This is a genomic window from Bacteroides sp. 2201st1_D9_2201SCRN_220225, assembly GCF_040928965.1.
In the GTDB taxonomy this organism is placed as follows: domain Bacteria; phylum Bacteroidota; class Bacteroidia; order Bacteroidales; family Bacteroidaceae; genus Bacteroides; species Bacteroides stercoris.
Genome location: NZ_JBCODG010000051.1, coordinates 21691 through 33120 on the forward strand (window position 1 = coordinate 21691; position 11430 = coordinate 33120).

General features: G+C 43.3%; 11 protein-coding genes. All 11 read right to left on the bottom strand.

The features are described 5' to 3' along the window. Window positions 1-3: 3 nt before the first annotated feature. Window positions 4-564, bottom strand: a complete 561-nt coding sequence (locus tag AB5903_RS15520) for a DUF3575 domain-containing protein (RefSeq protein WP_022103589.1) — start codon at window positions 562-564, stop codon at window positions 4-6. Between the two features lie 9 nt (window positions 565-573). After that, window positions 574-1269: a DUF3575 domain-containing protein gene (locus AB5903_RS15525; protein ID WP_272198573.1), complete on the bottom strand. Its 696-nt coding sequence runs from the start codon at window positions 1267-1269 to the stop codon at window positions 574-576. A 33-nt stretch (window positions 1270-1302) separates the two neighbouring features. Further along, window positions 1303-1917, bottom strand: a complete 615-nt coding sequence (locus tag AB5903_RS15530) for a hypothetical protein (RefSeq protein ID WP_368118002.1) — start codon at window positions 1915-1917, stop codon at window positions 1303-1305. Window positions 1918-1933: 16 nt separating this feature from the next. Next, complete coding sequence (gene gmd, locus AB5903_RS15535) at window positions 1934-3016, bottom strand: GDP-mannose 4,6-dehydratase (protein ID WP_060385154.1); 1083 nt, start codon at window positions 3014-3016, stop codon at window positions 1934-1936. Between the two features lie 16 nt (window positions 3017-3032). After that, the gene (locus AB5903_RS15540; protein WP_368118003.1) at window positions 3033-3752 is read right to left on the bottom strand and encodes a WecB/TagA/CpsF family glycosyltransferase; all 720 of its coding nucleotides are present in this window, start codon (window positions 3750-3752) and stop codon (window positions 3033-3035) included. 178 nt (window positions 3753-3930) lie between these two features. Beyond that, window positions 3931-5031, bottom strand: coding sequence for a GDP-L-fucose synthase (locus tag AB5903_RS15545; RefSeq protein WP_272198571.1), 1101 nt, complete (start codon window positions 5029-5031; stop codon window positions 3931-3933). Window positions 5032-5047: 16 nt separating this feature from the next. Further along, window positions 5048-6328 carry an OmpA family protein gene (locus AB5903_RS15550; RefSeq protein WP_117740319.1) on the bottom strand — a complete coding sequence of 427 codons (1281 nt, stop codon included), beginning with the start codon at window positions 6326-6328 and terminating at the stop codon, window positions 5048-5050. 30 nt (window positions 6329-6358) lie between these two features. Continuing rightward, window positions 6359-7786 carry a zinc ribbon domain-containing protein gene (locus AB5903_RS15555; protein WP_368118004.1) on the bottom strand — a complete coding sequence of 476 codons (1428 nt, stop codon included), beginning with the start codon at window positions 7784-7786 and terminating at the stop codon, window positions 6359-6361. 2 nt (window positions 7787-7788) lie between these two features. Continuing rightward, a complete protein-coding gene (locus tag AB5903_RS15560) occupies window positions 7789-8841 on the bottom strand; it encodes a mannose-1-phosphate guanylyltransferase (RefSeq protein ID WP_368118005.1) in 1053 nt (350 codons plus the stop codon). A 41-nt stretch (window positions 8842-8882) separates the two neighbouring features. Then, window positions 8883-9230 (bottom strand): cupin domain-containing protein, encoded by a 348-nt coding sequence (locus tag AB5903_RS15565; RefSeq protein WP_368118006.1) that lies wholly within the window; start codon window positions 9228-9230, stop codon window positions 8883-8885. A gap of 74 nt (window positions 9231-9304) precedes the next feature. After that, on the bottom strand, window positions 9305-11077 hold the full coding sequence (locus tag AB5903_RS15570; protein WP_368118007.1) for a hypothetical protein: 1773 nt from the start codon (window positions 11075-11077) through the stop codon (window positions 9305-9307). Window positions 11078-11430: the final 353 nt, after the last annotated feature.

Here is an 11430-nt window from a genome sequence, read left to right on the forward strand (position 1 = left end):
GTATTATTTAAAAATGTAAGTACACGAAATTCCCAGTCCCATGGGCATCACCTTGTGTCCGGTGGTGTTGTAGTCTCCCGGTTCGGGCAATCCCTTCTCGTAGCGTTTCTCCCTGTACCACATCAGTGATATTCCGGCGCTGAATTCTATGTTGAAGCGTTTGCCCAGCGGCAGTACATATCCGTACACCATTCCCGGGCCTACGGCATCGCCGAAGTGGTGTGTATCCGAGAATGTGGCGTCATACCTCATGCCCTGTATGCCCAGACCTATGAAGCTCTGCACCATTGCCCGTCCGCTCACCCAGTATCTCACTTGCGCTTCCGCACCTTTGATGCTGCAATCCAGCGGGTTCTGGTCAAGGCTGTAGAAAGCTCCCGCCATAACGCTGGTCCGGTTCGATGTCACCAGTTCCAGCGAGAAGTTCGGAGTCAGGTTTCCCCAAAGCAGTGCGTTTGTTCTTCCGGCAATGAGCTGTGCCTGCGCATTACTTGCCGTGCATGCCAGTACAGCTATCACTATCAGCCTCGCCCATATACTTTTCTTTTTACAATCTTTTGTCATACGAATCTCTTATTTTTGTCTTTGACTGTACTTGTTTCTGATAGAGCTGAAGCGGTACACGAATCCTACGCGTATATCGCTCACTACGGGGTAGGGCAGGAAATGCCTGTCTCTGCTCTTTGTACGTATCAGGTGGTTATCTTCATATTTATATTTGTCATATTCGGCATAGGCTGCTCCCACGCTCAGACCCAGATCCAGGTCTATTGCGCCCTGTTTGCATTTGTATACGGGCAGTTGCCATCCGCCGGTCAGTCCGGCATGGAACATATCGCCGGCGATGCCTTTGCTCCATGCTCCGGCAAACTTGCTGTATCCGGCATAGAAGCCCCAGTAGTAGGTACGCCAGAATTTGGGAATCTTGGACTGTCCCGTCTTTACGGTAAAGGAAGGTTTGGCATATCTTTTCACTTCCAGTCTGTAATCGTTGATTTTCATCTGTATGCGTTCGTTCATACTGATTTTGGCATTGCCGTTCCATTTGGCGCCTATGCCCACTACCCACCGGTTGTCGGTAGAATTTGAAAGGTCAAATTCCACTTTGGCATTCGGCAACAGCAACAGCCAGTCCATTGCATTGGTTTCAAACGCCCACCGTTCTTTGGGCGAAATCTTTTCGGAGGTTTTCTGTTGGGCGTATGCTCGGACGCTTATCGCGCCCAGCATCGCCAGCAACAGAAACAGTACCTTTGTCCTATTTGTCATCAGTTGTCAATGTTTAGTTCTATATTCTGTATATCAGAAGTTGTAGGTCAGTCCGGCAGTCAGTGCGGCTGCACCTTCCCCTTTCTTTCCGCTGGCGTATCCGTCCAGCTTGTCCCCTACGAGATTACCCTTTAGCTCGACATTGATGTCCAGATGTTCCGATACCTTAAAGCGGTTCAGCACACCTACGGTAAGCACTCCTGTGGTGGTATTCAGTCCGGGGGCGTTGGCCACACCGCCGCCCACCAGCGGAATGAGGCTGTATGTACGTTCCTCGTCCACACCGCACCACCAGTTCAGTACGTCCACCATGATGTCGGCATGATACATCATGAAATTCCACGATTCGCTGCTTCCGTTCTTGGCTTCGCCCGAAGCGTGCATTCCGCTTATCTGCAATCTGGCGCCTAATACGGGAGTAATCCATTTACCGCCGCTTACATCGCCCGTAATGGAAATGCGGTTTCCGAATTTCGCATGCATGTCATAATCGCCTACGTATACTCCGGCTCCTACCGAACCGCTTACAAACCATTTCTCATTGGCCGGATAGGCCTCCATTTTGCCTTGTGCGGCAACGGTAGTCCCTGCCGAAGCAAGAACTACCGCTGTCAATATCCAAGGTCTTAGACTAAAAAAATGTTTCATTATTTCGAAGTAATTGTTATTCTGCCATTTGGGCTTTCAGGTACAACTTTTTTGCGAACTTCATATCATGTTCCACCATGATTCTTACAAGTTCCGGGAAGCTGGTCTTTGTCGGGTTCCAACCCAGCAGCGTCTTGGCTTTAGTCGGGTCACCCAGCAGTTGTTCCACTTCACAGGGGCGGAAATATTTCGGATCCACTTCCACCACTGCCTTTCCTGTTTTCACGTCGATACCCTTCTCGTTCACGCCTTCGCCTTCCCAACGCAGTTCTATGCCGGCTTCCTTAAAGGCAAGTGTGGCAAACTCGCGTACGGTGTGCATCTCTCCGGTGGCAATCACGAAATCTTCCGGTTTGTCGTGTTGCAGGATAAGCCACATACATTCCACATAGTCTTTGGCATATCCCCAATCGCGGCGTGCATCCAGATTACCCAGATACAGCTTGTCCTGAAATCCCTGTGCAATGCGTGCGGCAGCCAATGTAATCTTGCGTGTAACGAAAGTCTCGCCGCGGCGTTCGCTCTCATGGTTAAAGAGGATACCGTTCACGGCATACATGTCATAGCTTTCGCGGTAGTTCTTCGTAATCCAGAAACCATACTGTTTGGCTACGCCATACGGGCTGCGCGGATAGAACGGAGTCGTCTCCTTCTGCGGCACTTCCTGCACCTTACCGAACAGCTCCGAAGTAGATGCCTGATAAATTCTTGTCTTCTTCTCCATGCCCAAAATGCGCACGGCTTCCAGCATACGCAGCGTACCTACCGCGTCGGCTTCCGCCGTGTATTCGGGTACGTCGAACGAAACTTTCACGTGGCTCTGTGCGGCAAGATTATAAATTTCATCCGGCTGCACCTGCTGTATGATGCGGATGAGCGAGCTGCTGTCCGTCATATCTCCATAGTGCAGGTTCACCAGGCGGTCTTTCTTCATGTCGCGTACCCATTCATCCAGGTACAGATGTTCGATACGTCCGGTATTGAACGAAGATGAGCGGCGCAATATACCGTGAACTTCATAACCTTTGTCAATCAGAAATTCAGCCAGGAACGAACCGTCCTGTCCGGTGATACCGGAGATTAATGCTACTTTTTTCATTTTGTGTATAAATTAATTAATTTGATATTTTTTCTTTTAATAAGTGTCCCAGAAAGATGGTATTGCCTATGATATATCTTTTCCACATTCTCTTGGGTTCCTTTATGAGCCGGTAAAGCCATTCAAGACTGTGTTCCTGCCACCATAAGGGGGCACGCTGTATATTTCCCGCAAAGAAGTCGAACACAGCGCCGATGGTGCCGATCGGACCTTTTACATCCAGCTCTTTCAGATGTGCGTATGTCCACTTTTCCTGTTTGGGGGCAGTCATTCCCACCCATAGCAAATCGGGCGTTACACGGTTCACCGCTTCTATCATCCGGCGGTTATCCTCTTCGGAGAATTCCGCTTTATAGGGTGGGGAGTAGGTCTCTATCCGGATATTGGGATACAATTCGGCGGCTTTGGCCTTTATTTTCTGTAAAGTACCTTCGCTGCTACCTAAGAAGAAGCAAGTACCGCCTTTCGCGTTCAGTTTTTTCATTTCGTACTGAAACAGGTCCCATCCGGCAATGCGCTCTATCTTCTCATGCCGCAGCAGTTTGAATGCCAGTACGATGCTCGCTCCGTCCGGAATCAGCGCATCGCCTTTCAGCAGCGCTTCGGCAAAAGCGGCGTCTTTCCGTGCGGTATTGTAAGAATGTGCATTAATGGTGTTAATCAGCAGTTTGCCTTCCGGCAACGTGTCAAGTTCACCCGGGTGTCCCAGCAGTGAAATAGTTTTCAGTCTTAACATGTATGATAAGGAATATTTGCCGTAGAGTACGCTACGCTACTGCCTGTCACATAAGCGATTGTTACGGACAGGCAGATACTATAAGGAATGTTTCTCCGGCAAAATTAAGTCAAATGTATTTGATAGCCAAGAAAAAAATGAAAAATGTATAAATTTATCATCTTTTTCCTGGCTTTTCTCAATCTGTCCGGTGATTGATGCAGATACCTTTCAGGTACCATTCGTACAACCGATGTATACCTTCGTCTATTTCCACCTTATGATGCCATCCCAGGTTGTGCAGTTTGGTTACATCCGTCAGCTTGCGCAGCGTGCCGTCCGGTTTGCTTGCATCCCATCTCAGTTCGCCCTTGAAGCCGATTTCCGCCATGATTTTTTCCGCCACTTCCCTGATGCTGAGTTCCTTTCCGGTTCCCACGTTAATGTGGCAGTTGCGTATCTCTTTCGCACCTGCGGCATACGTATCCTTGAAGTCCACGTTCAGCAACACATGTACGCTGGCATCCGCCATTTCTTCGCTCCAGAGGAATTCGCGCAGCGGCTTGCCCGTGCCCCACAGCGTAACGGCTTCCGGCGTAATACCGAATTTTGCCAGCTTTGCCAGTATCTCCTCATCGGTGCAGCTTCCGTTCACACCCTCTACCGGGCGCAGGTCTATATCCTTGCGTACGGCATCCCAGTTGCCTTCGTTCAGGCATTTGGCAAGGTAAATCTTACGTATCATGGCGGGCAGCACATGGCTGTTCTCCAGGTGGAAGTTGTCGTTGGGTCCATACAGGTTGGTAGGCATCACCGCTATGTAGTTCGTGCCGTATTGCAGGTTGAAGCTTTCGCACATTTTCAGTCCGGCAATCTTGGCAATGGCATACGGTTCGTTGGTATATTCCAACGGCGATGTCAGCAGCACTTCCTCTTTCATCGGCTGCGGAGCTTCACGCGGATAGATGCAGGTACTGCCCAGGAAGAGCAGCTTCTTCACTCCGTGTCTGAAGCTTTCACCAATCACATTCTGCTGTATCTGTAAGTTCCGGTAGATGAAGTCCGCCCTATATTGCAGATTGGCCATGATGCCGCCCACGTGGGCGGCAGCCAATACCACAGCATCCGGTTTCTCTTCATCGAAGAATTTCTTTACTGCAGCTCCATCCAACAGGTCCAGCTCCTTGTGGGAGCGGCCTGTCAGATTAGTATATCCTCTTTGCAACAGGTTGTTCCAGATGGCGGAACCCACCAGTCCGTGATGGCCTGCTACAAAAATCTTAGCGTCTTTTTCCAACATAATTTATCAGGTATGATTATTCTTTATCTTTTTCTTTCACTTCGCCGCGGCGTGCCTTTTCGGTGTAGCGCAGTTCTTTTTCAATGGTCATATCCTTGCCCAGACCATACGTATGCAGTCTTTCAGGCTCTATACCCACCTTCACGAGGAACTTCTTCAAGGCTTCGGCACGTTTCAGCGTCACTTTCTTGTTTATGGCTTCTCCGCCCGTATGGTCGGCATAGCCGCAGATGTCAATCTGTACTTCCGGATTCTCTTTCAGTGTTTTGGCAATGGTGAAGAGTTCGCGTGCATACTTGTCCGTATCCAGTTTCCACTTTCCGCGTTCAAAGTATACGGCGGGCAAGTCTTTCGGGAAACCTTTGCATACCACTACTTCCGGAGATTTTTCAAGCACTTTCTGTTCGATGTAGATAGTATCGTGCACCACTTTCGTAACGGTCTTTGTAGCGCGCTTCCACATAGGCAGATAGCCCGGAGCGTACATGATGTTGTCTTTCTTTCCGCTCTTTCCATTGCCTATTTTCCATACCAGACCCACTTGTGCGGTAAACATCGTATTTCTCTTGCAGTTGCAGATAGTTTTGATGCCGTCAAATTTGTTGTTGTTAATCCACATCATGCCGCCTTTCAACTGGGCGTCCAAATGTTTGTTGATGCGGTAACGCAATGCTACATCTCCGCCCAATCCCAAATTGACTTTATTGCTCAGCTTATCTGCAAACCGGTTTCCACTGCCTTTTTCTTCCACTTCGGTTGAGAATTTCTGCATGTATATACCCGGAGCTACCAGTAATGCCCATCGGCGATTGCCATCGCTGCGTCGGAACAGGTTAAACATATTCACTTCAAAATTCAGTCCGAAGTTCCACATCCTGATGTCACTGCGCAGCTCTTTGTAGTATTTGGCTCCTTCCGGAAAATCTACATTGTAATAGGTTTCCGCATTCGGCATGAGGATGAAGTCGTCTTCATAATCTCGCGAACCGGCTTTGTTGGCGGCATAGTCCACAGACAGCCGTATGCCGAACAACGGATTGAACTGGTATCCGCCTTGCAGTCCTACCATTCCGCCCCAATAACCATTACCTTTAGTTACGGAACGGAAGTCTCCTGCAAAAAACGGAACACCGCCGTTAATACCTATGCTCCACCGTGAGTAATCATTGTACAAAGCTTTTTTGCTGGGATAATCCTTCCAGGGATCATCCACTTTTATTGTTTCTTGAGCCGAAGCATTCATGCCGGATAAGAATATAAGGCATGAAGCGGCTGCTATATTCTGTAACAATTTCATAATACTGTACTTTTTAAGTGATTGGATCGGTTATTTCTTTAATAGTTCAATGCAGACGTATGCCGGTTTTCCGTAGAAATATCCGTTTTCACTGGCTTGCAGTTGCACTACTACTTTGTAACCTTCGATGGAAGTAACATTCACACCCGGATTCAGATGTTGTTTCATAAATATTTTTCCGTCAGTGGTTACTCCTATATGACTCTCCATGTGGCTTACCGGATTTCCTATTTTATCATACGCCATTATATAAGAGTATATTACATTCAGTTTTTTTGTTCCATCATCTTTCGGGCTGGCTTTTACATCTTCACCTTCCAAAACCGGTTGTGTGCCTATTATCTCCACAAGATTATTTCCTAAGTCCTCTATATCGGCAAGAATATTGCGTTTATAGATATCCGTATCGTTAAAGTCGCTTAAGTCTAATCCGGTAGCAACATTTACTGGAATATTCTCTTGGAAAAAGTCATAATCTTTATTTCCGTCCACAACATCGTTGGGAGAGAAGCGAACTCCGCAGTATCCGCTCTGACTGCAGTTTCCGTTTTCTGCGTTTTTGTTAAATACAACAGCAACCTGACATGCTAAATCTTTGGCAACAGAACTCGGCAATCCTTCCACTTCTGTGGCAGAAGCTGTTACAGTCAATGTTGCTTCATCATACTTTTCTACTTTTTCTACGGTAAACTCCGGACCAGCTTCCGCACTTCGTGTCACGGGAGTCACTTTGCGACTATCAATAGAAATGGCATCCTTCTGTTCTATCATTTCATCTATTACTGATGCAGGCATCACTTTTACATTGATTTTCAAGGTATACTTGCTGCCATCCTGTTTCAGAAGAATGCTTTGGTTGTTGAAGTCTGGAATAATATCCATCTTTTTGATGCGATTGGCAAGTTCATCGATCTGTTCCTGCAATTTATCAATCTGACTTTGCAATTTATCAATCTGACTTTGCAATTTATCGATTTTGCTACTCAATTTTTGTTCCACTTCATTAAGCAGCCCCTGGAATTTGTTTTCCAGTTCTGTCAGCTTTTCAGCCAGTTCCTCGTCGGTAATGCCCTGATTGCCGGTTAGGTTATCTATCTGCTCTTGCAGTTCTTTTATTTTATCATTCAAGTCATTAATCTTGTTTTGCAGTTCGGCTTTGGCGGCTTCCAATGCTTCTCTCAGTTCTTTCAACTGAGCTTCGCAATCGACATCGCAACCGCCCCCATTGTTTCCGTTCTGTAAATCCTCTATTTGCTTTTCGATAGTGGTAACCCTTTCTTCAAGACTGGTTATCTGCTCCTTAAGTTCGGTGTAACTGTTTTCTCCCGCTTTCAGTTGGTTACGGATGATTTCCAATTGACCGTCATAATCTTTTTGGCAGCTGGTCATTAAAAAACAGCTGCTTCCTGTTAATAGTAGCATGACTATAAACAGAAACATTTTTGAATTTCTTTTCATAACTAATTTTGTTTTAGGGTAAAACGTTTAATATTTTGTTCTTCTTTCAAGCTACATACCAGCAGTGCACCGTTCCGTTCGGCAATGATATAGCCGTCCAGTCCTTCCACCACCACTTGTTTCTCTCCGGCAGTGTGCACAATACAGTTGTGGCAGTTGTGCAGGCTGATGTCATTCCCCACACCTGCATTTCCGTGTTCGTCCTGCGGCAGCAGGGTTCTTAGCGAACCCCAGCTGCCCAAATCACTCCAGCCGAATTCGGCAGGCAGTGTATAGATGCTTTCCGCTTTCTCCATTACAGCGTAGTCTATGGATATTTTCTCACAAGTGGGGAAGAGTCTTTCTACAGTGCCAGCCTCTTGTGCTGTGTAGAAATCCCGGCTCATTTCGTCCATAATAGCAGCCAGGTCCGGAGTAAACTTGCGTATGGCATCGGTTATGGTATTTACATTCCACACAAAAATGCCGGCATTCCAAAAGTAGCTGCCGTGGGCAACGTATTCTTTGGCAGTTTCTACATCCGGCTTTTCTTTGAAAGCGTCTACCTTGTATATTTCAGTACCGTTAATCTGTTCCGCAGCCTGTATATATCCGTATCCGGTTTCCGGACGGCTGGGTTTGATGCCTATCGTTACAATGGAATTGTTTGTGGCGGTAAAATCGAGTGCACATCGCATTACCCGTTGAAACTCACCGGTGTTTATCACCAGCGCGTCCGACGGAGTTACTACGATATTTGCCTGCGGATGCTGTTTCTTTATTTTCCAGCAGGCATAGGCAATGCAGGGTGCCGTATTGCGGGCAGTCGGTTCTGCCAGGATGTTGCATTCGGGCAAATCGGGCAGCTGTTCTTTTACAATATCCGTATATTTCTCGCTGGTCACTACCCAAAAGTTTTCCATTGGGCATAGTGGTGCAAATCGCTCTACGGTAAGTTGTATCAGTGACTTGCCGTATCCCATTACATCAATAAACTGTTTGGGATATTCAGGTGTACTCATCGGCCAGAATCGGCTTCCGATGCCGCCTGCCATGATTACAATATGAGTGTTCATTTTTTTCTTAATAGTAATTGTTGGATATATATATATTCCTATCAAAAAATTGCACAGCCTATGGTTATAATCTCAATATCTGTAATAGCTTTTAATGAATGCAATGTATTGGCTGGTATACTGATAAAATCGCCATTGCTGCAAGCTAATTGTTCTTTATCGATTGTTATAATTGCGTCTCCTTTTTGGAACAAAAAGAATTCTTCCATTGTGGGATGCAGATGTTCCTCTATGCTTTCTTCTGCTTTAATTTGAGTAACGGCTATTTGAGTTAGGGGAGTACTTGTTTCTTCTTTGTCAATGATTATTCTTTTTTGTCCAATACCATGAGCTGTTGTTGTGATAGGTAAATCTTTTAAATTCTTCTTGTATTTAAATTTATCTGTCATATTTGTCAATAAATAGTGTAGACTTTATGCTGTTAAACTGATACGAGTGTTTTTTCATTGATTTGACGCTTCTGTTAATATAATGAGTTCCAGATTTTTAAAAAATTGATAGAAGGATGGTATTTCCCTTTTATGTTAATCTTTCCATATGGATCAATTAGAAAAGATTTTTTGCTAGTCATATTATTTTTTGAACGAATTTGTGGCTCTTTAGTATTATTTCCGATAATAATATTATGTATAAAATAACATTTGTTTTCCTTTTCTAAAGAGTTCCCTTCTACTCTTATGGATTTTTCGCAAATATTGTAACTGATGAAATTATTTGTGTTGAACTTATATCCTTTTGGAGTTTGGCGGTAAGTGATGGTTGCACAATTTCTTGAATCTATGTCATAACTATTCGCGGTTTTATTTACAATGTTGCCATAGATAGATAAATTATAAGCCCCATCGTCGCAAAAGATTCCTCTATTACTACCATGTCCACCAAAGTTGTTTATTGTATTGAAGCGTATTGTACAGTGTTTGTTATTTGTTCCTACATAAATAGCACCACTATCAGACAATCCTAACATTTGCATTTGTTTTTGCCATCGTTTAGACCAAGATAATTTGTTATATTCTATTAGAGAGATGGGTAATTCCTCTTCATGATGAGTGCTTATGTTCCCAAGAATAAATGCAGAATAGTTGAAATCTTTAAATTCATTATGAGCAGCATATACGTTACCTAAAGTTTGGATACATGCTGTATTTAATCCGTATTTCCCAATATTTTTAAATGTAGAATAGGTAATACTTGAATTTGATTTGGGAGTTGTAATGATTGCATTTTGGGTGATGTATTGAAAATGGCAATTTTTTACAATTAAATTATTGTATGATTTAATTCCGCTTGCTTCTGCATTCTCAAAACTGCAATTCTGAAAACGTGCTGTTCCAAAGTTTTTTACCATGCATTCAAGACCAGCTCCGAACTTAAGGTCGTAACAGTCAAGTAACGTTTGTTTATCTATAATGAAAAGTGATTGTAATTTGCATAATGAAATACTGCCGTATTTGGCTGCATATTGTATTTTATTATTCTTTATGAGTACTCCATCTCTTGTTTGTTTCATGTTTTCTAAATAAAAACAAGGAGCTGGAGTATAGCTAATAAAAGTGCCTTCTGGCTTATATTTGTTTTCAACTTTAAATATCAATATTCCATCTTTGGCTGATATAACTTTGTCTTTTTGCCTCGTAAACCATATTTCATAGTTTATATAAACTTGATCTGTTTCGTTAATATTCCAAGATTTACACTCTTTAGGTAATTGTATTCTTACCGTATTACTTTTTTCGTCAAAATTCCATGATAGTGCCTTGTATATAGGTGTTTTAGAAAGTCTTAACAACTTTCCTTTGGAGTTGGTAAATACTTCTGTTCCGTTTATTTTTTCTTTGTATTCTGATATATAGTTTAATCTTTTTTTTATATATTTCTTTGTGCTTTTGGAGGTTTGATAGATTTTATGTCCATTTCCTTTAATGATAATCCCTTTATCGGAATGAAAATTTACAGTTTGAGATAATTTTATATCGCATCGTATATCAAATAATGTGGTTTTAGAAGGCTCCACTTTTTTGAAGTCGTTTTCTGAATATACGGGGATAGTTGCTATTTCATTTTTTTGCATTGTAAAAGGAACAGAGCAACTTTGTGTATCAGAAATCAAATTATTTTTTTCAAGAATAGATTGAATGTTTTTTACACTTACTTGTGCAAAAAGGTAAGTGTTGCTTAGCATGTATAAAGCTGTGAAAAATAACGCTTTGATACCTTGATTTCTTTTTGAAAACATAATAAACTAAATTGAAGAAAGCGTTTTGCTTTTTTTACAAAGTTTTCGCTTCTTAGAAAAGATATAGTGTAAGGATTAGAGTATGCTACGCTTTCGCTTATTCCAAAGAGCGAAATAAACGAAATAGTATTTATTGTAAAATTTCAGCAAATGTATATATTATTTTAGAAATAAGCAAAAGTATAAATAATTTATATTTATTAAGTGCTGTAATCTCTTTTTCTTCTTGTGTTGAAGATTTAAGAAATTGCATTTGTGGCTTTATTCTTTTTCTGTTATCATTAGTGTCCCGTTAAAATGGGACGAGTTAAACAATTAATCAAAAAGCCCCGGAATCAGGGGATCATTTAGAT

Excerpts from the sequence above, each read along its gene's own strand:
- AB5903_RS15520 (WP_022103589.1), bottom strand. The coding sequence starts at position 564 with ATGACAAAAGATTGTAAAAAGAAAAGTATATGGGCGAGGCTGATAGTG.
- AB5903_RS15525 (WP_272198573.1), bottom strand. The coding sequence starts at position 1,269 with ATGACAAATAGGACAAAGGTACTGTTTCTGTTGCTGGCGATGCTGGGC.
- AB5903_RS15530 (WP_368118002.1), bottom strand. The coding sequence starts at position 1,917 with ATGAAACATTTTTTTAGTCTAAGACCTTGGATATTGACAGCGGTAGTT.
- gmd (WP_060385154.1), bottom strand. The coding sequence starts at position 3,016 with ATGAAAAAAGTAGCATTAATCTCCGGTATCACCGGACAGGACGGTTCG.
- AB5903_RS15540 (WP_368118003.1), bottom strand. The coding sequence starts at position 3,752 with ATGTTAAGACTGAAAACTATTTCACTGCTGGGACACCCGGGTGAACTT.
- AB5903_RS15545 (WP_272198571.1), bottom strand. The coding sequence starts at position 5,031 with ATGTTGGAAAAAGACGCTAAGATTTTTGTAGCAGGCCATCACGGACTG.
- AB5903_RS15550 (WP_117740319.1), bottom strand. The coding sequence starts at position 6,328 with ATGAAATTGTTACAGAATATAGCAGCCGCTTCATGCCTTATATTCTTA.
- AB5903_RS15555 (WP_368118004.1), bottom strand. The coding sequence starts at position 7,786 with ATGAAAAGAAATTCAAAAATGTTTCTGTTTATAGTCATGCTACTATTA.
- AB5903_RS15560 (WP_368118005.1), bottom strand. The coding sequence starts at position 8,841 with ATGAACACTCATATTGTAATCATGGCAGGCGGCATCGGAAGCCGATTC.
- AB5903_RS15565 (WP_368118006.1), bottom strand. The coding sequence starts at position 9,230 with ATGACAGATAAATTTAAATACAAGAAGAATTTAAAAGATTTACCTATC.
- AB5903_RS15570 (WP_368118007.1), bottom strand. The coding sequence starts at position 11,077 with ATGTTTTCAAAAAGAAATCAAGGTATCAAAGCGTTATTTTTCACAGCT.